Raw genomic sequence first — 20684 nt, forward strand, 5'->3', positions numbered from 1 at the left:
TTTATGAAAAGTTTTGATGATGCAGTGGAATTCCACGGACATACCTGCGGGGGACTTGCCCTGGGATACAAAGCCTGCGAACTTGCCGTCGAAAAACTCGGACTCTCCTTCTCCGAAGACGAAGAAGTAGTCTGTATCACGGAAACGGATTCCTGCACGGTCGACGCGATCCAGGTGGTTCTCGGCTGCACTGCAGGAAAAGGCAATCTGTTTATCAACAACTGGGGAAAGAATGCCTTCTCCTTTTATCGGCGCGACAATGACACCTCGATCCGTCTGGTCGCCAACCCTGAATCCAGGAATGAAGATCCAAAGATGACGGAACTTCGTCAAAAGGTATTCTCCGGAAAGGCGACCCATGAAGAAGATGAACAATACCATGCCCTCTCTCATGAATGGATCGACACGATCCTCGCCACGCCGGCGGAGAAATTATTCACCGTAAAAGAGGCGGTCGAACTTCTCCCGGGCCGCGCAAGGATCTATAATAATGTGATCTGTTCCGTCTGCGGCGAACAGGTCGCCGAGGGACTTGCCCCCGTCATCGACGGAAAACCGGTCTGTATCCCCTGTTTGAGAAGGTAAAACACCACCTCATCTTTTTTTGCGGAGTGCAGCCATAGGCCGCCCGTAATCATGATTCGCGCACGCAACTCATAAAATTATTTAGTAGTAAAGCAACATAATTTGTATCAAATCGCCGAAGATTTAAAAGGAGACGGAAATGGCAAAAAAACTTATGATACAGGGAACCATGTCCAATGTGGGAAAAACCACCCTGACAGCCGGTCTTTGCCGGATCCTCGCTCAGGACGGGCACCGTGTCGCCCCATTCAAACCGCAGAACCTCGCTTCAGCGGCATATGTCACAAAATCCGGGGACAAAATCGGGATCGGCCAGGCGGTCCAGGCTGAAGCGGCAGGGATCGAACCTGACGGACGGATGAACCCTGTCCTCGTCAAACCGTGCGGATCAGGGACCGAGGTCTGTATCAGAGGAAAACCGGTTCCCGGGATCACGGAATACGGCAGCATGACCAAGCTCATGCCTGAAGTGCTTTCCGCATTCCAAAGTCTGGAGAAAGAGTATGATATCATCATCATCGAAGGGGCGGGAGCCGCTGCCGAACTCAACCTCATGGACCGTGACATCGCCAACATGGGTTTTGCGAAAAAAGTCAGCGCTCCGGTCGTCATCGTCGGCGACATCGAACGCGGCGGAGTGTTTGCTTCGCTTTACGGGACATTTGGTCTCTTCGACGACGCGGCGAAAAAACTCGTCCGCGGTTTTGTTATCAACCGGCTCTCCGGCGACCCGAAGCATCTTGGGACCGGGCCGTCGCGTCTCACCGATCTGACCGGGGTCCCGGTCCTCGGCGTTGTCCCAAAACTCGACATCCATCTGCAGGAAGAGGATATCCCGGGACCGATACCCCGTGACGACAGCCTGCTTGAAAACAAAGCGTACCGTGAACATCAGCTGGATCTGCTCGCCGATGCTCTCCGCAAAGCGCTCGACATGGATGCGGTGTATAAAATACTGGAGGAAAATACATGAAGTTCGTTATATCATACAGCTGCGGAAAGGACAGCACCCTTTCACTTCACAAAATGATCGCCGCCGGGCATACGCCGGTCGGACTGCTCGTCATGGTGAACAGGGACGAAAAACTCTCCTGGTTCCACGGAGTCGATCTTGGTCTGCTTGAACAGATCTCGGCCTCGCTTGAGATCCCGCTGATCACATGCGAATCAGGGGGAGAGGAGTACCATCTGGAACTCGAAGAAGGACTCCGCCGTGCAAAACAGCTCGGAGCCGAACTCTGTGTCTTCGGGGACATTGACATCGAAGAACACATGGAATGGGGCATGGCGAGATGCAAGGCCGCAGGACTTATTCCCTATTACCCGCTCTGGCATCGAAACAGAGAGGAAAATACGAAAGAACTCATCGATCTTGGGTATCAGTGCGTGATAAAGTGTGTCCGGAATGCTGATCTTCCAAAAGAGATCCTCGGAAAAGTTCTGGATCATGAGATGGTCGCATTCATGAAGGAGAAGGGGATCGATGTCTGCGGTGAAAACGGCGAGTATCATACCGTCACCGTTGGGGGCCCGATCTTTCGGATGCCGGTTCCCTACGTCTGCGGCGAGATACTGGATCTCGGCAACACCTCTGTTATCAGCGTCACGCCAAAATCTCTTTGATCCGGCCGGATCACAATAACCAACTATTATTTTTTTCAGGGGTCCATGTATGCATATGGATACACTTGTTTGGAGTATTGAACTCCCGCCCGAGACCGGCTCATGGTACACTGCGGTCGATTATGTCATGAATGACCTCGGTATTTTTGCAAAAACCGAGAAGAGATCGAAAAAGAGCGGGAAGACCGCCCAGTTATGGGGATTTCGGGCCGGAAAAAACAAAGTGAAAGGGACCGATTATCTCGCCCGGATACAAGGCAGGCAGGCTCTTCTCTGGGAAAAGGTCACTGAGGTGATACCGGGTGATCGGCAGATAACCGTTTTTGGAAACAGACAGACGAAGATCGTGCTCTTCTGTTCACCGGAATATTTTTCGTCTGTCAGGGATATGGTCGATCGGATGACCAAAACCCGCCCGATGGAGAGAGGACCAAGCCGCAAGGCCGCCGGCTGGCTGTGTTGGGAACAGGACGAGGACTGGGAAGCGGGCGAATCTCTGGAGGAGATGGTCGAAGCTGAACGAAACGGGGATCAGCGTTTCATCGAGGACGAGATCCTTGCCGAGACGGTTCTGCGATAGATATGCATATATCCCGCCTCGCGCAATAGGAGATGAATATGGGTGCATTTATCGACAGCCTGAAAACCAGTGCCAAAATCGGCGCTGATGAAGTAAAGAAGTCAATGAGGATCAGCCAGCTTCAGACGGAGATCAGCCAGCTGTAGAAGAAGCAGAACGACATCTATGCCAGTATTGGAAAGCTGGCAGTCGAGTCCGAAGGTTTAGAAAAGTTTGGGGATATTGGAACCGAACTTGCAGGACTGGAGGAGGAAACTGCCGCAAAGAGGGCTGAACTCAGCGGGCTGAAAACCCCGGCAGACGGATCTGCTGCCTGCGGGGATGGTTTTTGTAAAAACTGCGGTACAAAATACACCGAAGGAACCAAGTTCTGCAGTTCCTGCGGTGCGAAACTTACCTGATCTTTTTTAGACGGATATGGGGATGCAGAAATACGTGCATACCCGCTCCTTTCCGCATATGTTTCTGCCAGGTGAGCGGGTGATACTGAGGATAGGCGATACCGATGAACAGCAGAAGTATTCCTGCATACTGGATCCAGGAAACCGATTCGCCAAGAATAATGACCGCACAGATGATAGAAGCCGGCAATTCCGATGAACTGAGGATCGTGGTCATTCCGGTCGGGATCCTCGGTGCGGCGATCGCAAACAAAAACATCGGCACAACACATCCGATCGACCCCAGGATGACCCCATACTGCCAGATCCCGGAAGCGAATATTCCTTCCGTGAAATACCGTGGTGTAAAGAGAAACATCATCATGACAAGCGAGGAACTGATGATAAGAAAACTTCTGTTCAGGGGATGCATCCCGATCTCGACCCTGCCGAGCAGGAACATATATAATGCGTAGAGAAGGGCGGAGAGAAGCCCGAATATCACACCGGCCGGATCAAGCGGTCCTTCCAGTCCGGCAAAACCTGCAGCCAGGAACGTTCCGATGACGAGAAGGATGACGGAGATGACTATCTTCGGCTGAGGGAGTCTCCTCTCGGTGACCGCCTGGATCAGAACCCCCATCCAGGTGAACTGGAAGAGGAGAATGACGGAGATGTACGCCGGCACGGTCTGGAGAGAAAGACAGTAGGTCACCGTAACAAGACCGATACAGGCTCCGGCAAGGAACACGCCGGGAATGCGGCGAAAGAGCGGTCTTGGATCACCCGTTTTGGGGAGAGGCTGATTTTTCACGCGGCGAAACAGATAAAAGCCGGCTATAATAACGGAAAGGATTAGCCACCCGTAAAAGTACTGGCTCATAACCAGATCCTGCCATGAAAAACCGGCAGCATATGCAAGTTTTATCACGGGCGATGAAGGCCCGTAGCAGCATCCGCCGAGAAAAACAAGGAGGGGGAATATGAGCAAACGAAGGTCCATTTCTGTCCCTTATTATTTGCGTTCCATCTATTTTAAGCCGGCAGAGGAGCAAAAAATCTTATGAAAAACCCCGCTTCAGCATGTTTTTTTCGAGCTGTAAGAGGGATATTTTGATCTCCGGATCAGGGGAGAATCCGCCGGGACTTCCGTCGGCTGCGATGACACGATGACACGGCACGATTAGCGGCGTAGGATTTCGCGCCATGGCGTTTCCAACAACACGGGGATGCGTCCCGGCCGCTTTGGCGATCTCGCCGTAACTTCGTGTTTCACCGTACGGGATCTCTGATACGGCACGGTAGATCTTCGAATAGACGCTGTCGCCTGACACCGCGGATGAGATCAGCGGGGAAAAACCGGTCCCTTTTCCCGCAAGGAACAAGGTGAACTGGACCGGGACTTGACCCTCCGGCGCTGTGCGGACGAATCTGACCCGGTGGACCGCCTGACCGTCATAATCGACCGCGACCTTCCAGAGTCCAAAACTACATGCGCCCTGAAGCATCACTTCCCCACTTTGCAAGCTTGCTTTTCACCGTATCCACATCACACTCTTTCAGTTCGGCCTGCATCCAGGGAGAAAGACCGCCGAAGATCTCGCCTTCCAGGAATCTCTGGTCCCCGAGGATCAGAACGCCCCGGTCGGTCTCGGTTCGAAGCACCCGCCCGAGAGCCTGCATCGATTTGTTGATCGCGGGAAGCGTGTAGGCGATGAACTCGCCTTCCGCTCCGAACTTGCGCCGGTAATAACTGTTGACCATCCGCCTGACCGGCGTGAACGGAGCGAGCGGGAGCCCGATGACCATTGCCGCGGTCAGTTGATCTCCCCGGTAATCCAGTCCTTCGCTCCATTTTCCGCCGCAGACGGCGAAAAGTACACCGGATTTGTGTTTTCCCGGCAGGGAGATGAACTCTTTGAGAGCTTCGTTCGCCTCATCCGATTCACGCGGCTCGATGAACACCTGTTTGTTTCTGATCCTGGAGACGCATGCCTCGGCAAACCGGCTCTGGAGCTGATAGGAGGGGAAGTATATCGCGATGTTTCCCGGAAGTTTGGCAAAGGCAAGGATGTATTCCTGAATAGCCTGCGTGTTTTCAGCGTTCTGCCGTTTGGAAAATGCAGTCGTGATGTCCCTTGTCCCAAGAACCATCCGGTTCTCTTTGGGAAATGAGTTTGCGAGCGACAGGGTCTTCACCGGCATACTGCCGAAGTAATATTTTTTGTATGAACCGACCGGGGAGAGCGTTCCGCTGATCAAAACGGTCGCTGCATGTTTGGAGACGAGCTCCTGAAGTCTGTCGGCAGGGTCGATGTTTCGGACTTCGAGCGTGATGACCTCGGTGTCTTTGGTGTAGACCGTCAGAAATGCCGGGTCGGTCGAGGAGCGGTAGAGCCGAATCAGAAACTCGCAGAGTTTTTCGATCGCCGACTCGCGGTAGTCGCCCCGCTCGATGCCGCGTTCGCGCATGGCCTCTTTGATGGAAATGATGTCTTCCAGCATCGCCTCGGGTTTTTCGTAAAGGGAACCTTTGATGATGAACCGGTTGAAGATCTGGGGGTCGAACCAGTCTTCGGCCTCGTTCGATCGCTGAAGTCCGTCGATGAATTCGGCGATCCTGGGGAGGATATGGCGGATCGCCTCGGAGCCGCGGACCTTGTCCCGAAGCGAAGCGATCTCGTTTGCCGCGGCTTCGATGTCGGTGTCCCTTATCCTGATGCTCTGGATCGTCTGGATGACGTCGCCTAAGTTGTGGGCTTCATCTAAGAGGAGCATGACGTTGTGCTCCTCGCACTGGAGATTGACGTAGAGCTGTTCCCTGATATCATCGTTGAAGAGGTGATAGTAGTTGCAGATGATAACATCGGCCCCTTTGGCCGCTGAGAGCATGAGGTCGTAAGGGCAGACCTTTCCGGCAAAACTCAGAAGTTCATTCGGGCGGACGATCTGCTTCTGGGCGATCTCGGATTTCCGCCTGAGTTCGGGCGAGGGGATCATCCGGCGGCCGCCTTCTTCGCTTTGGATGAAGACCCGGCTGTTGACGAAGTAGGGGCAGATAAGGGGGTGTTCCCGGTCCTGTTTTCTGATCTGGTCGAGGATCACTTTGTCGGTCGCGGGGTCGAAGGAGCCGCGGTCGGCCCTCTGCTGCATAAGAGATGAGGTGAATGCTTTGACTCCTTCGCATCTCCGGTAGACATCGCCGAATCCCCCGAGGGGACACATGTTTCCTTTGCCGATCAGGTAGACGAATTTCAGGGTCGGCTGCTTTTTTTGTCTGATGAGATCGAGTTCACGGATAAAGATCTGGAGCTGCGAGATAGTCCGGACGGCGATGAGGATCTTTCGTCCGTTGGCTTTCGCGAGAAGGCTTGCAATGACGCTGGATTTTCCGCTGCCGGTCGGTGCGTCGATCAGGAGGACGCCGTTTTGTTCGGCGGTTTTTTCAACCTCTTCGAGCATTTCCTTTTGGTTTTTCCGGTAGGTCTGGTAGGGAAAAAAATCAGCGGTGTCTGCCATGAGTAATGTATTATTTGTCTGGACCCATATCTATTAAGTATGCCTCTTTCGACCCAGACCAAAGATCAGATACTTACGCTTCTCAAAAAAGTGGAGACGTGTGCCCGGCAGGGGAGTTTTGCCGGGTCGGAAAAGATCATCGCGCCGGATGCGGTCCTGTTTGCACCAGGTATCGAACAACGCGGACGCGAGCAGTTTTCTCTTAAGCCTCTTGTGTTCGAACGGTCTGAGGTGAAGGGGGAGGGCGTGATCGCCTGGGTGTCGGGCGAGTGTACTTCTGACGGAAAACCCGGCCGGTTCTCGGCGGTCCTGCGGGGAACGGGACATGCCTGGGAGCTTGTTCTTCTGCATATCGCGTGAAAAAGTCCTCAATCCATACTATTAATATTGATATCGCGCTATGCTGGATCATGAGAGAAAGCGGGTTGGACGCGAAACGCGACCGACCTCAGCGGAGGCGGGGTGAGGCGACAGGCTCGCCCTCAGCCGAGCAAGTCGTCAGACTTGCGAGCAAATCTTTGATTTGCAACTGGGGGGCGGGCCGTCAGAGAGCCGGATTGATATGTGCAGTGACCGGTACGGTTTTACTGTGGATCCCGATCGGTCTGATGATCGTGACCGCTTTTATCGGAACATTATCAGCCGGGAGGCTGCTGATGGATTATTTTATGCCGGCCGAGCTGTTTTTCCTTGTTCTGGCAGGATGGATCCTGCTCCTTATCGGGTCATTGGTCACGCAGAGGATGAGGATCCTGGTGGCGGCGCTTGGAGGCGCAGCTTTCGTGCTTCTTTTTGCAAGTCAGCTGACGGCGGTTCTGAGCAGGCTTGCTTCCGGCGCCATTCCTGCGGAAGGGCCGATCTGGTATCTTGTGCTTGGCATGCTGATTCTCTATGATCTGCTTGTGATCGTTTTGGGCGTTGCCGGGATCCGTCTTTCGCATGCAGTGAAGACGGCGGCATGATCTCAAATGAAAAAACTGAGGTACTTATGATAGGCACTTCGATTTCGTGTACGGAGTTAGTGTGGGTTTATTCGCGGTTGGCTTTCTCATGCTTCCGCACCCAGCAAAATCCTTCCAAAATCTCACTTTCAGCCGACAAATCCTTTCGCCCCCTTTTTTTCGTGAAGCTCGTGTGATACCCGCAATCGCAAACCTTCGGTTTAGTCGCAAGTTTCCTTCGAAAACTTGCTCCGCTAAGGCCGAACCTTGCGGTTCACCCCGCCTCAGCTGAGGGACCTAAAGGTCCCCGCTATCCCTACAGCCCGCATACATCCCTGATCAGCGCCGCCGCTTCCTGGTCCCTTGCTCCCCCGCATTTCCGCACGATCCCCAGATGATACTCAATCAGTTCACGCAGTTTTGGATCATGATCCATCACATACCTTGTGGCATGGACCGTTGCATCGATCACTGAATTGAACCCCCTGTTCACCGGCCGGAGCTGATCACGGCAGTACTCTGACCCCACCGGTTCAAGTTCGACAAACAATGCCTCCTTCGTCTCATTCACCACCTCGGCGGTAAATGCCATCCAGGCATCCGCATCACAGAGAAGCTGCATCACCGTTCCGCCGACAAACACCTTCCGGAGATCCGGTTTTGCCACATCGGAAAATGCATACAGCGGATACAGATAGGAGTCGCTCACAAAGTTTGCGGTCACCCAGCCGTACTTCGCCACGTTCTCCGCGGTCTTTGACCCCTTATACAGGATCATCTTCGGATACTGACCTGCTCTGACGATGATCCCGATCGGCGCCGCATTATCTTTCGTGACCGCGATCACCTCAGTGATCCCTTCGCCTAACAGTCCCATTGCCACCCCTCCAGAAGCGCGGTGAAGATCCCGGCAATACAGATATCCGCAAGGGATCCCGGATTCACACCTCCCCTTATGCACTCCTCATCGAAACTGCTCAGCGAAAGTCCGCCGGCACGAACCGTCTGTGCCCGTTCCATCACTGAAACGGCCCTGGCATACCCGAACTTCTTCGCGATGAACGTATCGGGATGTGCGGCCATCAGACGCAGAAACATATCCTGGATCGAATCGGCCCCGTCCTTTTCCTTTAGGATATCAGCGGCTTTCCGGGTCAGTGAAAACCCGTTCGTCCATTCGCGGGCCACCATATCGGTCCCGCTCGAATACGCCATCACATCATACATCGTCATCTGTTTCTCCCGAAGCATCGCGATAGAGGCGGGATCGTTCACATCCATTTCATCCTCCTTGTTCATCCGGACCTGGGTCCTGCCGAAAGCCTGATAAAAAAGCACGGCGTCTTCGACCGTTGTCTGTTTCACGGCCTCACACGCCCCGGCGATACCATTGCCTTTGATCAGCGGAAGAAGAAGGATGAACGCCCCGAAATGGGTGTTCCCTCCCGCATGACCGTTCGTGTGAACGACTGCCGCATACATCGCCTCGCCAAGCGTCATCTGCGGAACTCGTTCAAAAACACCGCGGGCGAGCACTGCGGATGCCAGAAAATGCCGGAACTTCGTGTCCTCATAATCATGGAACCGGTCGATATTTCCCGGTTTGATACTGGCGCTCACCTCAAGGAGCATCGAAAGCTCAGCAGTTTCAGCCAGAGAAAGCTTAGACATCTTCAAAGATCTTCTTCACGATCTTCTCTGAAAGCGTGCGTTTCAGAGCCATATACTCATTCATCGGGAGATCGATCGACTTCAGCGTCATATCCCGGAACATACAGGGCGTCGAGGATTTGCAGCAGTAGGCAAGACTGCCAAAACAGGTATGGCTTCCTTGCGAAAGAGGGGTCCCGGCCGTCAGTTCCTTTTTCAGATTCAGATACCCCTCACGGCTCATCCCTAGCGACTCGAGGGAAGGCAGGAGAGGACACTGTTTCACCGGCATGCAGCAGAATGCAAGAGAGCGGAGATCGCCGCCCCGGCATAGCTGTTTTGGCGCATTATACCAGCCGATCTCTTCAGCGACTGCCCGGATATATCTATCCAGGGTCTGCAGGACACTGACGCTCGCGCTTCGGGCGACCGACACGAGATCCGCACCGTGAGCGAAGTAGTCCATCATCTTATCAGGACTCGTGACACTGTTGTTTGCGATGAGGATCAAAGGACAGCTGTTTCGAATCTGCCGGATCTTGGTGTGTCCCGTATCCATCAGATCGACATGCAGGATCGTTGCGCCGGCTTTCCAGAGCTTTTTTGCAAGTTCTCGGTCATCCGCGACACCCGCCCGGGTCTTCACCGAAACGGTCACCCCCTCGGCGGCAAGGGCTGAAACGATCGCACACAGCTTTTCAGGATTGTGAAGAAGATACTCCCCGCATCCCGCATCGATCATCGGCTGCTGACGGCAGTGGGCATCGATCTCGTATATGACCGAAGAGCCGAACCGTTTCGCCGCGGCAACGAATGCTTCCGGCGTCGCCCCCCTCAGGTTGAGACCGAGAATGATATCCGCCCCGTCTAAAATATCGATCTCGGTCGCTATTTCATCGAAACCGGCATCGAACTCCGTCCGGCCTGCCGCCTCCATTTCAGCCGATGCATTTCTGCTGGGTTCATCTGTATTGTATCCGCCGATAAAGGCGACACCGGCATGTTTACTGCGGGCAAGCACATACTCTGAGTCGGTTATCCCTGCCATAGACGCGAGTACGATCGGGGTTTTGACAGGTCTGCCGTTTATTGATATGAATCTTGATGCTGCCGTCATGAATTCTATATTATATGGTTTTCACTCCTAATTACTATAATGGATTGAGGCAGGGCAAACGGTAGCCTCCCGACACGCGTTCAAGCGGGATGCATCTTCGAAAATCTTCGATCGATATCCCGGCGGATGTCTCGAAAAACTCGAGCACCGTCGTCCAAGGCATAAGATATGCCTCGTTCTTTGAACCCTGACCCCGGAACTCGACGGCTAAAAACCCGCGCCTGCCGGTGTACTTCACGAATCCGGAGATGTTGTCGACCTGATGCACGCCGTCCTTATCTTTGTGAAAATTGCTGGTGAAGTAGAGCCGTTTTCCGTTCAGGGATTTGCACTCGATCGCAAGATAATACACAGGATCCAGCGAATCGACGATGATATCCACATACTGGGTGTTGAAGTGAGACTGTTTGAGCCGGTAGGCAAACCCCTTCTTTTTGTTTTCGGTGAAGAACCGGTTCATGCAGACGACCATCTCCCGCTCAAAGTCGTTACTCATCTGATGTATGATTTTGTACTCAAGAGTGATGAATCTGGCGACCGGATAAACGTCATTATTAATGTCTGTCAGAGCAAATGTACAATCACATATCTCAAAGGAACATATTATGGGAAATTACACGATTGTTCAGGCACGAGCCTTATCTGAGGCCGTATTCGAGATGTGGATCCATGCACCTCAGGTCGCACGCCATGCAAAGGCCGGCCAGTTCTGTATCATCCACGCCGATGGAGCCGGGGAACGGGTTCCTTTGACGATCTCCGGAACAAACGGAGACAATATCAGGATCGCTTTCATGGCTGTCGGAACGACGACGAAACTGCTTGCAACCCTGAAAACGGGCGATGAACTTCGCGATGTCGCCGGCCCCCTTGGGATGCCGAGCGATATCGCCGAAGGACCCGAGACCGTGGTCATCGTCGGCGGAGGGGTCGGTGTCGCATGCACCCCGATCCTTGCGCAGGCGGCAAAAGACGCAGGAAACTATGTCATCGGCATAATCGGCGCGAGAAACCGCGATCTTCTCATCTTCGAGGATGACATGCGGGCGATCTGCAATGAACTCTATGTAACGACGGATGACGGCTCGTACGGGATCAAAGGATTTGCGAGCGGACCCTTAAAGGAGTTGTGCGAATCCGGAAGAAAGATCGACAAGGTCTGGATCATCGGTCCCGGCATGATGATGAAGGTCACAAGCGAAGTGACACGTCATTTCGGCATCAGGACCTATGTCTCCTTAAACCCGGTGATGGTGGACGGGACAGGAATGTGCGGGAGCTGCAGGGTCACCGTCGGCGGCGAGATGAAGTTCGCCTGCGTTGACGGACCCGAGTTCGATGCGCACGAAGTCGACTGGAACGATCTGATGACCAGACAGAGGATGTACCTCTCAGAGGAGAAGCAGTCGATGGAGTATCATGAGGAACATCACGTCTGCCGCTGCAGGAAGGTGGAGTAAATGGACCGAAATCCAAACCTCAGGATCACCGACTTCAATGAAGTGGATCTCGGACTGTCCAGAGAAGAGGTCATTGACGAGGCAAAACGGTGTATCCAGTGTAAAAAACCCAGATGCATCAGCGGATGTCCGGTCGGGATCGATATCCCGGCATTCATCCAGGCGATCGCTGATGAAAAATTCCAGGACGCAGCGGATATCATTAAGAAAGACAATATGCTCCCGGCCGTCTGCGGACGCGTCTGCCCGCAGGAGACCCAGTGTCAGGGCGAGTGTATCCTCGGCAAGAAGGATCTGCCGATCTCGATCGGCCAGCTCGAGCGGTTCGTCGCCGACTTCGAGCGAAAGAAGGGAGCGAAGTGCCCGAAGTGTGCTCCGGCTACCGGCAAAAAGGTGGCGGTCGTCGGATCGGGACCGGCGGGTCTTGCCTGCGCCGCCGAGCTTGCACGCCGCGGTCATTCGGTCACGGTCTTCGAGTCCCTGCATGAGGCGGGAGGCGTGCTGATGTACGGTATCCCCGCATTCCGTATGCCTAAAGACATCGTTCAGTACGAGATCGATCAAGTCAAAAAACTCGGTGTCGAGATCAAAACGAATCATATCGTCGGCCGTTCGGTCTCGGTCGAGGAGCTTCTCGGCTTTAATGCCGTGTTCCTTGGAACGGGCGCGGGTCTCCCGTACTTCATGTCCATCCCGGGAGAAAATCTGCCCGGCGTATACTCGGCAAACGAGTTCCTGACCCGCGTGAATCTGATGGGTGCAAACAAGTTCCCTGAAAACGATACGCCGGTAAAAGTCGGCAAAAAGGTCGTGGTCATCGGCGGCGGGAACGTCGCGATGGATGCGGCACGTGTCGCCCGGCGTATGGGCGCTGATGTGACGCTGATGTACCGCAGAGGCGAAGCCGATATGCCGGCAAGACTCGATGAAGTTCGTCACGCAAAGGAGGAGGGTGTATTCTTCATGACGGCGACGAATCCGATCGCGATCCTTGGCGAGAACAATGCCGTCTCGGGTGTCAAAGCCATCAAGATGGAACTCGGCACGGCCGGAGACGACGGACGGTGTTCCTTCTACCCGATCGAAGGAAGCGAGTTTGCGGTCGAAGCGGATGTCGTGATCGAGGCGATCGGTCAGGGACCAAACCCGCTTCTCCTCCGGATGCTGCCCGAACTTACCAGAAACAGGAACGGCAGTGTCGCCGTGAACTGTCTTGGGGAAACGAGCATCCAGAAAGTCTACGCCGGCGGGGATGTCGCGACAGGAGCGGCCACCGTGATCCTCGCGATGGGGACTGCGAAAGAAGCTGCGGTCGCGATAGACCATATGCTGAAAAAATAACCAAAATACTCCTTTTTTCTGGGCATGGCAGGCGAATACCTTTTGGGTACTTCAGTTCAACAGTAATACTGCAGTCTTGTCAGAAAATACCGCCAAACAAAACGTTGCGCGCCTTTCGATATTCTCAAACGCCTTTCTCACGATAGCGAAGCTGATCACCGGCCTTAGTATCGGCTCGGTCAGTATAATCTCCGAGGCCATCCATTCGGGGATGGACCTGGCCGCCTCCTTTATCGCCTACTTCTCTGTCAGAAGATCCGCAATGCCTCCGGACACCGATCACGCGTTCGGTCACGGAAAATATGAAGACGCATCCGGCCTCATCGAAGCACTGCTCATCGTCCTTGCCGCCGGGATCATCATCTGGGAAGCGGTGAACAAACTGATCCACGGAGGGGATACCTTGTCTGCGGACCTGCTCTTCATCGGTATGATCGTGATGGGGATCTCCGCCTGCATGAACCTCTTCGTGTCGCAAAAACTCATGAAAGTCGCCAAAGAGACGGATTCCATCGCGCTTGAAAGCGATGCCTGGCATCTGCGGACCGATGTGTTCACCTCGGCCGGGGTCCTTGCCGGACTTATCCTGATACAAATAACCGGACTCACCTTCCTTGACTCGGTCATCGCCATCATTGTCGCCCTCCTGATCCTGCGGGAGGCGGCCTCCCTCATCAGACGGTCGTTTGGTGATCTGATGGATGAAAGCCTGGATGAAAAAGAGATGGAAAAAATCTGTGAGATCATCTGCAGGCATCAGAACGCCTATACCAATTATCACAGTCTCAAAACACGAAAGGCCGGACCCGACAAATTTATCGAGTTCCATCTCATGATGCCGCATGCGACCCCGCTTTCACAAGCCCACAAAGTTTTACAGGAGGTCGAGGATGAACTCAAAGCAGAGATACCCCGGATCACCGTGATCGTGCACCTTGACCCCTGCGACGGCCGGTGTAATCAGGAGACATGCACGTTCTTCTGCCGCAGAAAAACGTGAGACCCCGGTTCACCGCAGAAACATATGCAGGAATCTTCCTGCCGCACTTCTTTTCATCTCGATCGCGTGATACTGGCACATCTCATGGCAGCAGTAACACCGTATGCATTTACTATGATCGAAGCCCGCTTTCCGGTCTTTCATCACTGCCGCCCCGACCGGACAGATCCTCACGCACTGGCCGCAGCCGACGCATATATCCTTTTTTACAACAGGCGCCGGAGCATAATACTTCCCCATCGTCTGGAACCGGCGCAGAACGTTTCTTCTAAACCAGGTGTTCCTGGAAGGAGCGGTGTACGTCGACGGCAAAACAAAATCGGTCAGGGGAATCACCAGGTCCCCGGCCGTTACGACGCGGGCCGGATCCACAAGACCGCGGGCGGCGGCCGCGGCGGTCGTCTGGATCCGCAGAGGATCCATAGAGATCAATTTCTGAGCGGTGACATCAAGAGCGTACACCGACTTTGAAGCAAGAATATAGCCGACCCTCCTTGGCTCGCCGCCCATCGGCCCATTCCCTTCCATCCCGAAAACCGCGTCCATCACAACAAAATCAGGTTTGATCAGTTCGTTTAAGTCCACCAGCATCTCGGAAAAATCCGCAGGATCGGGAAACCGGGAATGGAACACCGGTTTGTCGAGACCCGGCACCACCCCGAAGGTATTCTTGACCGCACCGGTAAATCTGGTGAAGATATGGGTCTTCAGTTTGCAGACCGAGATTATGACATCCGCCTCGCACGCAGGATCGATGACCGTGAAATGCTTCATCACCTTCCCTTCCGGATAGGAACGATCCTTTGATCCGGTCTCTGGGTCCATCACGACCCCGAGATCGCCGGCCACCTGCGTGATCCCGCATTTCTGATACACGCGTTTCATCACGCGGGGCGTATATAATATTCCTGCCCCGGGACTGTCCGCGATCATAAGGATGCCGCCCGCGTCGATGATCAGTTTTCCGACCGCAAAGACGACCTCAGGATGCGTACTCACCGCTTTTTCGTATCCCGCATCCGAGAGGAGATTAGGTTTGAGCAGGACCTTTTTTCCTGCAAGGTCCGGGAGTCCGCCGGCTGCTTCAACTGCCCTTTCCACTGCCCGGCATACCTCTTCCCGGTCATATGAACTGCATTGTGCAGATCCGGTTATCTGGTTCATGGCTTATCAACTCTATTACACGGCAGCCGGGAAAAGAGTATTCAATGAGGTCAAAGCTCACTGATCTCTTCGAGAGGCACCCTTTTTCCGGTCTGCAGATAATACACCTTCTCCGCCATCCTGCAGGCATGATCCCCGCAGCGTTCCAGATACCGGTTCACCATATGGCAGGCGCTCCCAAACGGGATCGTCATCCGGCCAGATTCCATCGCCGCGACGATCTCTTTATAGAGAGAGGCATACAGCGTATCGATCTCCTCCTCGATCTTCACACATCCGTGAAGAAGTGAAACATCCCCCGACTCGAACGCAGTATACACCGTATTCAAAATCGAGACCGCGGCTTCGCCTTCTCTGTGAAGGGCTGGCGGGATATCTGCCGGCCGGCTCGCAACGACAAGTTCGGTGATGTCCTTTGCGTAGCGGCCGATCCGCTCTGACGAGGTCACGATGTCCATGCAGCTCGAGATCGTGCGCAGATCCTTTGCCATCGGCTGGTTCAGCGCTATCAAAAGGATGCCCCGTTCATTCAGGATCTCATACTGATTGTTCACATACTCCTTTTGCCGGATGATATCCGCGGCGATCATCAGATCCGTCGACTCAAACGCCATAAGGGAATTTTTCAGCAAAGCAAGCGAAAAACGCCCATACCAGTTCACCTCATTTTTATAGGCATCGAGTTCGAGGTGGAAGTAGTCGTTCATCCAAACCTCCCGGTGATGTAGCGTTCGGTCAGTTCCTCTTTCGGATTGGAAAAGATTGTTCCGGTCGTTCCGGTCTCGATCAGTTTTCCAAGGTACATGAACCCGGTCGTATCGCTGATCCGGGCAGCCTGCTGCATGTTGTGGGTCACGATGATCACCGTGTACTTCTTTTTGAGGTCCATGATCAGATTCTCGATCTTGGTCGTGGCAATCGGATCGAGAGCCGAACACGGCTCATCCATCAGGATCACGTCAGGATTCACGGCCAGCGTCCGGGCGATGCAGAGTCTCTGCTGCTGACCGCCGGAGAGGCCGAGAGCCGATTCGTGCAGACGGTCCTTCACCTCATCCCAAAGGACCGCTCCTTTGAGACTGTTCTCGACGATATTGTCGAGGGTTTTTGCATCCTTCGTTCCGTGAGCACGCGGACCGTAGGCGATGTTGTCGTAGATGGATTTTGGAAACGGGTTCGGCCGCTGGAAGACCATGCCGATCTTGCGGCGCAGAAGGACAGGATCGCTTTTCATGATCTCCTCACCGCGGTAGAGGATCTCGCCCGTGACTTTGCAGTCGGCGATCAGATCGTTCATCCGGTTCATACACCGGAGAAGGGTCGACTTTCCGCACCCGGACGGGCCGATCAGCGCGGTAACGGATTTTTCCTCGAACGGCAGATCGATGTCGTAGAGGACCTGTTTCGCTCCGTAGGAGAGGTTCAGGTTTCTGGTTGATAAGATAGGTGTCATGGTCAGGTCAGTTTATTTCGAAAGTGCGTGCGCAGAATGATCGCGCCGAGATAGATCAGCAGGACCAGGCAGATGAGAACGACCGCCGTACCATACTGCTGGGTCTGTGCTCCCGGCACGCTGGTCGAGAGAACATACAGATGGAAAGGAAGCGACATCACCGGCTCAAAGAGGTCCGGGCTGATGAACCGTTTGGAGAAGACCACCGCGGTGAACATGATCGGGGCGGTCTCTCCGGCGGCCCTCCCGATCGAAAGGATCGTGCCGGTCAGAATACCGGGCGCAGCGGAAGGAAGGACGACGTTTTTTATCGTCTGCCACCTGGTCGCCCCAAGACCGAACGATGCCTCACGAAGCGAGGGGGAAACGGACCTGAGCGCTTCTTCGGTCGTTTTGATGATCGTCGGCAGAATCATCAGGGCAAGACAGATCATACCGGCAAGGAGACAGACCCCCCATCCAAGGAAGATCACGAGGAAGGCAAACCCGAAGACGCCGAACACGATCGAAGGCGTGCCGGCGAGCAGATCATTTCCTGTCCGCAAAAGCCGGGTCAGGAACGTATCAGCCGAATACTCGTTCAGATAGACCGCGGCCCCGATCCCGACCGGCAGGGCGAGAAGGATCGCGCCGCCGACAAGCTGAAGGGTCCCGACGATCGCCGGGAAGATCCCGCCCTCGCGGCCGAGATCCCGGGGGGCAGTTGTCAGAAACTCCCAGGATATCGCCGGAAGGCCGTGTATGAAGATGTCCGCGAGAATGATGATCAGCGTGCCGACAACAAGCGCCGTTCCTGCATAGATAACGCCAAACGCCGCACGTTCCGTAACTTTATGGGACACACGGCCCCGCAGAAGGAAAAAACCGGCGAATACCGCGGCCACGAGAAGGATCGGGCCGATCCCGAGGATCACGATACCTGCGGTGAAGGCGATCAGCATGCCGCATATTATCAGGATCCGCCGGGCCGCTGCCGGCATCGAAACCAGCGGTCTGCCGGTTTTGATCCGTTTTGTGATCCAGACCGATATCAGGTTCACCCCCAGAGTGATCGCGAGCAGGACCGCGGCGACCCCGAAGAGGGCATAATAATGCATCGACCCGGACGCGACCTCAGCGAGTTCTATACCAAGGGTCGCGGTCAGCGTTCGGACCGGGGAGAGGACGTCCCAGATCGGGGACGGGATAACCGCCGCATTTCCTGCGACCATCATCACGGCCATCGTTTCGCCGATCGCCCGGCCCATACCGAGGATCACCGCCGCCGATATGCCGGACGCCGCCGCCGGAACAAGCACGCGGGAGATGGTCTGCCACCGGGTCGCCCCGAGACCTAAGGACGCCTCGTTATAATCCTTCGGGACCGCAAAAAGAGCATCCTCCGAGACCGAGACGATCGTCGGAAGCGCCATGATGCCGAGAAGGATCGAGGCAGCCAGCCAGGAAAAACCGCTCGGCATATCCAGGGTCTGCTGAAGAAAACTGCACAGAACGATCATCCCGAAAAATCCGTACACCACAGACGGGATCCCGGCAAGCAGTTCTATTGCCGGCTTGACGATATCGCGGAGTTTTTGCGGCGCCAGATACGCAAGAAACACCGCCGCCGTCAGACCAAGCGGGACGGCAAAAAGCATCGCGCCAAAGGTGACAAGCAGGGTGTCGATCAGAAGAGCGGCGATCCCAAACGAAGGAGTGCTCCCGGTCGGGTTCCAGTTGGTGCTGAAGAAAAATCCGGCAAAACCTGTTTCAAAAAAAATCGGGAGTGAGGTCAGGATAAGGTATCCGAGAATGAACACCACCGAAGAGGCGGCGACCAGAGCGGCTGCCAGCCATACTGACCGGATACCTTTCTCTCTCCATCCCGTTGTCAGCTGTGCGGTCATACGGTTACAGGAACAAATCCGTTGTCTGCGATGATCTTCTGACCTTCGGGCGATAGGATGAATGAAAGGAACTTCTTTGCAAGTCCGTCCGGTTCACCGTTCGTGATCATCAGAAGCGGGCGGTTAATCGTATAACTGCCGTTGATCACGTTATCGACCGTTGCCTGCACGCCAGAGATCGAGAAGGCTTTTACCGTCTGATCGACATATTCCAGGGAGACATAGCCGATCGCGCCCGGGGTCTGGGCGACTGCCTTCTGCACAGCGCCGTTGGAGCTGTACTCCTGCATCGTCTTTGCCGCATCCTCCTTTTTCAGCACGAACTCGGTGAAGAACTCGCGGGTGCCCGAAGCACTGTCGCGGCCGATCAGAACGATCGAAAGATCCTTGCCGCCGACCTCTTTCCAGTTGGTGATCTTCCCCTGATAGATGTCTTTGATCTGTGCTGTTGTCAGGTCTGAGACGGTGTTTGACGGGTGGGCGATAACCGCAATACCGTCTCTCCCGATAACATACTCTTTCAGGCTGCTTCCCTCTTTTTCCGAGGACTTCAGATCGCGTGACAGCATGCCGATGTCAGCAGTTCCTTCCTTTGCAGCGGTCACGCCGACGCCTGATCCGCCACCGCTGATCTGGATGTCGGCCGTCGTGTGCTCATCCATATAGACATCGGCAACGATCTGGGCAACCGGCAGGACGGTCGTTGATCCGGCGATAGTGATGGTCGCCGGTTCTTCTCCCTGGCTCACACAGCCGGAAGCAAATACAAGGAACACAGCAAAAAGAAGGGCTGCGGCTCCAACAATACTCATGGTTTTTCTTTTCATAACCATAATCGGATTGAAGATTGGCAGATATAGTGATATTCGACATAGATTGAGTAAATCATGATGTGACTATATCCCCCCATGATTTCTATCGGACTATGATATCTCTATAGTTTTTCACAGAGATTAAATACCGGGCAGGTGAATATGTAATGAATGGAAATCCGGAAAGTCCAGATGACCGGCGGGTCATCATATGTGCTGTCTCTCCCGAAAGCGTGGATACGTGAGAGAAATATTCAGAAAAACGATCCACTCGGCGTGGTGTCCCAGGCCGACGGGACGCTTCTGATCACCCCGAATCTGCACAATGACAGCACTGCCCGGACAAAAGAGTTCGGACTCAAGGATTATCCCGACCCGACAACGCTTCTGCGCTCATTGATCGGCGCATACATCGCCGGATACACAACGATAAAGATAACATCCGCCGGCAGGATCCCGCCTAAAGTCCGGATGGTCGTTCGCAAGTTCACTCAGATGACGATCGGCCAGGAGGTCTCCGAGGAGACGGACAACAGTATCGTTCTCAAAGATATCCTCAATCCGACGGAGATGCCGTTTGAAAACACCATCCGCCGGATGTATGTGATCGTCAAAGGCATGCATGAGGACGCCCTCAACGCCCTCGAGCAGGGAAGACGCGATCTCGCCGAAGACGTCGTCGCCAGAGACACGGATGTCGACCGTCTTCACTGGCTGGTCCATCGGCAGTTTTCCCTGATCGTGGAAAATCCGTCCCTTTCTCTGAAGATGGGGATCACTCCCGCGATCGCCGCGACCTATTACCAGATCTCAAGGATAATCGAACGTGTCGGCGATCACACGGTCCTGATCGCCGAAGCGGCAGAGATCCTCATCGACAAAGGGGTCGACCGTATGCTGGTTGTGAAGCTGACGGAACTCAGTGAGTTTTCACTCGATATCTTCAATAAAAGCATCCAGGCCATCTACTCGGGCAGTATTCCCGGAGCAAATAAGATCATCACCGAAGTCGAGGAGATGGGACCGAAGTATCACGGCCTTGCTGATTCGATCCGCAAGATGCGGGTCCCCGAGGCGGTCGCCGTGACCCAGATAACGCAGAGTCTTCACCGGATCACGGAGTACAGCTCAGATATCGCCGAGATCCTGATCAACCGCATGGTGTCCCAGTAA

General features: G+C 54.4%; 23 protein-coding genes. 11 read left to right on the forward strand and 12 right to left on the reverse strand.

Annotated features, from left to right (window positions below; genetic code table 11):
- Window positions 1-3: 3 nt before the first annotated feature.
- The 5 genes from H575_RS07955 to H575_RS09675 all read left to right on the forward strand — a co-directional run bounded on the left by H575_RS07955 (window position 4) and on the right by H575_RS09675 (window position 3189).
- Window positions 4-585, forward strand: a complete 582-nt coding sequence (locus H575_RS07955) for an FmdE family protein (protein ID WP_042700527.1) — start codon at window positions 4-6, stop codon at window positions 583-585.
- A gap of 139 nt (window positions 586-724) precedes the next feature.
- Window positions 725-1558, forward strand: coding sequence for a cobyric acid synthase (locus H575_RS07960; protein WP_052320031.1), 834 nt, complete (start codon window positions 725-727; stop codon window positions 1556-1558).
- Window positions 1555-2208, forward strand: coding sequence for a Dph6-related ATP pyrophosphatase (locus H575_RS07965; RefSeq protein ID WP_042700530.1), 654 nt, complete (start codon window positions 1555-1557; stop codon window positions 2206-2208). Before H575_RS07960 ends, H575_RS07965 begins: the two co-directional genes overlap by 4 nt.
- A gap of 49 nt (window positions 2209-2257) precedes the next feature.
- Window positions 2258-2788: a hypothetical protein gene (locus tag H575_RS07970; RefSeq protein WP_042700533.1), complete on the forward strand. Its 531-nt coding sequence runs from the start codon at window positions 2258-2260 to the stop codon at window positions 2786-2788.
- Window positions 2789-3072: 284 nt separating this feature from the next.
- Entirely contained in the window at window positions 3073-3189 is a 117-nt protein-coding gene (locus tag H575_RS09675) for a zinc-ribbon domain-containing protein (RefSeq protein ID WP_394296164.1), read from the forward strand.
- On the opposite strand, the gene H575_RS07975 is transcribed toward H575_RS09675, so the two are convergent.
- The 3 genes from H575_RS07975 to H575_RS07985 are packed head-to-tail and all read right to left on the reverse strand — an operon-like array spanning window position 3182 to window position 6687.
- On the reverse strand, window positions 3182-4171 hold the full coding sequence (locus H575_RS07975; protein WP_052320032.1) for an EamA family transporter: 990 nt from the start codon (window positions 4169-4171) through the stop codon (window positions 3182-3184). The two genes, H575_RS09675 and H575_RS07975, sit on opposite strands and share 8 nt — an antisense overlap.
- A 58-nt stretch (window positions 4172-4229) precedes the next feature.
- On the reverse strand, window positions 4230-4676 hold the full coding sequence (locus tag H575_RS07980) for a methylated-DNA--[protein]-cysteine S-methyltransferase (protein ID WP_042700535.1): 447 nt from the start codon (window positions 4674-4676) through the stop codon (window positions 4230-4232).
- Window positions 4657-6687, reverse strand: a complete 2031-nt coding sequence (locus tag H575_RS07985; RefSeq protein WP_042700537.1) for an ATP-dependent DNA helicase — start codon at window positions 6685-6687, stop codon at window positions 4657-4659. Before H575_RS07985 ends, H575_RS07980 begins: the two co-directional genes overlap by 20 nt.
- 39 nt (window positions 6688-6726) lie before the next feature.
- Between H575_RS07985 and H575_RS07990 the strand changes: the two genes are divergently transcribed.
- Complete coding sequence (locus tag H575_RS07990; RefSeq protein WP_042700540.1) at window positions 6727-7047, forward strand: nuclear transport factor 2 family protein; 321 nt, start codon at window positions 6727-6729, stop codon at window positions 7045-7047.
- Window positions 7048-7256: 209 nt separating this feature from the next.
- Complete coding sequence (locus tag H575_RS07995) at window positions 7257-7649, forward strand: hypothetical protein (RefSeq protein WP_042700542.1); 393 nt, start codon at window positions 7257-7259, stop codon at window positions 7647-7649.
- Window positions 7650-7944: 295 nt separating this feature from the next.
- On the opposite strand, the gene H575_RS08000 is transcribed toward H575_RS07995, so the two are convergent.
- Genes H575_RS08000 through H575_RS08015 form a run of 4 tightly spaced genes read right to left on the reverse strand, consistent with a single transcriptional unit; the run spans window position 7945 to window position 10891 of the window.
- On the reverse strand, window positions 7945-8505 hold the full coding sequence (locus tag H575_RS08000) for a DUF447 domain-containing protein (protein ID WP_042700544.1): 561 nt from the start codon (window positions 8503-8505) through the stop codon (window positions 7945-7947).
- Window positions 8493-9299, reverse strand: coding sequence for a triphosphoribosyl-dephospho-CoA synthase (locus H575_RS08005; protein WP_042700547.1), 807 nt, complete (start codon window positions 9297-9299; stop codon window positions 8493-8495). Before H575_RS08005 ends, H575_RS08000 begins: the two co-directional genes overlap by 13 nt.
- A complete protein-coding gene (locus H575_RS08010; protein WP_042700549.1) occupies window positions 9292-10395 on the reverse strand; it encodes a methanogenesis marker 9 domain-containing protein in 1104 nt (367 codons plus the stop codon). Before H575_RS08010 ends, H575_RS08005 begins: the two co-directional genes overlap by 8 nt.
- Before the next feature lie 34 nt (window positions 10396-10429).
- A complete protein-coding gene (locus H575_RS08015; RefSeq protein WP_042700553.1) occupies window positions 10430-10891 on the reverse strand; it encodes a Holliday junction DNA helicase in 462 nt (153 codons plus the stop codon).
- 109 nt (window positions 10892-11000) lie between these two features.
- On the opposite strand from H575_RS08015, the gene H575_RS08020 reads away from it, so the two are divergent.
- The 3 genes from H575_RS08020 (at window position 11001) to H575_RS08030 (ending at window position 14196) form a co-directional block, all read left to right on the forward strand.
- Window positions 11001-11855, forward strand: a complete 855-nt coding sequence (locus H575_RS08020) for a sulfide/dihydroorotate dehydrogenase-like FAD/NAD-binding protein (protein ID WP_042700555.1) — start codon at window positions 11001-11003, stop codon at window positions 11853-11855.
- A complete protein-coding gene (gltA, locus tag H575_RS08025) occupies window positions 11856-13196 on the forward strand; it encodes an NADPH-dependent glutamate synthase (RefSeq protein WP_042700558.1) in 1341 nt (446 codons plus the stop codon).
- A 76-nt stretch (window positions 13197-13272) separates the two neighbouring features.
- On the forward strand, window positions 13273-14196 hold the full coding sequence (locus H575_RS08030; RefSeq protein WP_042700560.1) for a cation diffusion facilitator family transporter: 924 nt from the start codon (window positions 13273-13275) through the stop codon (window positions 14194-14196).
- A gap of 9 nt (window positions 14197-14205) precedes the next feature.
- On the opposite strand, the gene H575_RS08035 is transcribed toward H575_RS08030, so the two are convergent.
- From H575_RS08035 to H575_RS08055, 5 genes are read right to left on the reverse strand one after another with little or no spacing between them, the layout of a single operon-like run.
- A complete protein-coding gene (locus H575_RS08035) occupies window positions 14206-15360 on the reverse strand; it encodes a DUF362 domain-containing protein (protein WP_042700563.1) in 1155 nt (384 codons plus the stop codon).
- Between the two features lie 50 nt (window positions 15361-15410).
- Entirely contained in the window at window positions 15411-16067 is a 657-nt protein-coding gene (gene phoU / locus H575_RS08040) for a phosphate signaling complex protein PhoU (RefSeq protein ID WP_042700566.1), read from the reverse strand.
- A complete protein-coding gene (gene pstB / locus H575_RS08045) occupies window positions 16064-16813 on the reverse strand; it encodes a phosphate ABC transporter ATP-binding protein PstB (protein WP_042700570.1) in 750 nt (249 codons plus the stop codon). The genes phoU and pstB overlap by 4 nt, the downstream gene beginning before the upstream one ends.
- Before the next feature lie 2 nt (window positions 16814-16815).
- Entirely contained in the window at window positions 16816-18699 is a 1884-nt protein-coding gene (gene pstA, locus H575_RS08050; protein WP_042700573.1) for a phosphate ABC transporter permease PstA, read from the reverse strand.
- Window positions 18696-19532: a phosphate ABC transporter substrate-binding protein gene (locus tag H575_RS08055; RefSeq protein WP_042700576.1), complete on the reverse strand. Its 837-nt coding sequence runs from the start codon at window positions 19530-19532 to the stop codon at window positions 18696-18698. Before H575_RS08055 ends, pstA begins: the two co-directional genes overlap by 4 nt.
- A 150-nt stretch (window positions 19533-19682) precedes the next feature.
- Here H575_RS08055 and H575_RS08060 point away from each other — a divergent pair, with 150 nt between their 5' ends.
- Window positions 19683-20684, forward strand: coding sequence for a phosphate uptake regulator PhoU (locus H575_RS08060; RefSeq protein ID WP_042700578.1), 1002 nt, complete (start codon window positions 19683-19685; stop codon window positions 20682-20684).

This window comes from Methanocorpusculum bavaricum DSM 4179 (assembly GCF_000430905.1).
GTDB lineage: Archaea > Halobacteriota > Methanomicrobia > Methanomicrobiales > Methanocorpusculaceae > Methanocorpusculum > Methanocorpusculum parvum.

What these genes read in the sequence shown, in the direction of transcription:
- H575_RS07955 (WP_042700527.1), top strand. Translation starts at nt 4, where the DNA reads ATGAAAAGTTTTGATGATGCAGTGGAATTCCACGGACATACCTGCGGG.
- H575_RS07960 (WP_052320031.1), top strand. Translation starts at nt 725, where the DNA reads ATGGCAAAAAAACTTATGATACAGGGAACCATGTCCAATGTGGGAAAA.
- H575_RS07965 (WP_042700530.1), top strand. Translation starts at nt 1,555, where the DNA reads ATGAAGTTCGTTATATCATACAGCTGCGGAAAGGACAGCACCCTTTCA.
- H575_RS07970 (WP_042700533.1), top strand. Translation starts at nt 2,258, where the DNA reads ATGCATATGGATACACTTGTTTGGAGTATTGAACTCCCGCCCGAGACC.
- H575_RS07975 (WP_052320032.1), bottom strand. Translation starts at nt 4,171, where the DNA reads ATGGACCTTCGTTTGCTCATATTCCCCCTCCTTGTTTTTCTCGGCGGA.
- H575_RS07980 (WP_042700535.1), bottom strand. Translation starts at nt 4,676, where the DNA reads ATGCTTCAGGGCGCATGTAGTTTTGGACTCTGGAAGGTCGCGGTCGAT.
- H575_RS07985 (WP_042700537.1), bottom strand. Translation starts at nt 6,687, where the DNA reads ATGGCAGACACCGCTGATTTTTTTCCCTACCAGACCTACCGGAAAAAC.
- H575_RS07990 (WP_042700540.1), top strand. Translation starts at nt 6,727, where the DNA reads ATGCCTCTTTCGACCCAGACCAAAGATCAGATACTTACGCTTCTCAAA.
- H575_RS08000 (WP_042700544.1), bottom strand. Translation starts at nt 8,505, where the DNA reads ATGGGACTGTTAGGCGAAGGGATCACTGAGGTGATCGCGGTCACGAAA.
- H575_RS08005 (WP_042700547.1), bottom strand. Translation starts at nt 9,299, where the DNA reads ATGTCTAAGCTTTCTCTGGCTGAAACTGCTGAGCTTTCGATGCTCCTT.
- H575_RS08010 (WP_042700549.1), bottom strand. Translation starts at nt 10,395, where the DNA reads ATGACGGCAGCATCAAGATTCATATCAATAAACGGCAGACCTGTCAAA.
- H575_RS08015 (WP_042700553.1), bottom strand. Translation starts at nt 10,891, where the DNA reads ATGAGTAACGACTTTGAGCGGGAGATGGTCGTCTGCATGAACCGGTTC.
- H575_RS08020 (WP_042700555.1), top strand. Translation starts at nt 11,001, where the DNA reads ATGGGAAATTACACGATTGTTCAGGCACGAGCCTTATCTGAGGCCGTA.
- gltA (WP_042700558.1), top strand. Translation starts at nt 11,856, where the DNA reads ATGGACCGAAATCCAAACCTCAGGATCACCGACTTCAATGAAGTGGAT.
- H575_RS08035 (WP_042700563.1), bottom strand. Translation starts at nt 15,360, where the DNA reads ATGAACCAGATAACCGGATCTGCACAATGCAGTTCATATGACCGGGAA.
- phoU (WP_042700566.1), bottom strand. Translation starts at nt 16,067, where the DNA reads ATGAACGACTACTTCCACCTCGAACTCGATGCCTATAAAAATGAGGTG.
- pstB (WP_042700570.1), bottom strand. Translation starts at nt 16,813, where the DNA reads ATGACACCTATCTTATCAACCAGAAACCTGAACCTCTCCTACGGAGCG.
- pstA (WP_042700573.1), bottom strand. Translation starts at nt 18,699, where the DNA reads ATGACCGCACAGCTGACAACGGGATGGAGAGAGAAAGGTATCCGGTCA.
- H575_RS08055 (WP_042700576.1), bottom strand. Translation starts at nt 19,532, where the DNA reads ATGGTTATGAAAAGAAAAACCATGAGTATTGTTGGAGCCGCAGCCCTT.
- H575_RS08060 (WP_042700578.1), top strand. Translation starts at nt 19,683, where the DNA reads ATGGAAATCCGGAAAGTCCAGATGACCGGCGGGTCATCATATGTGCTG.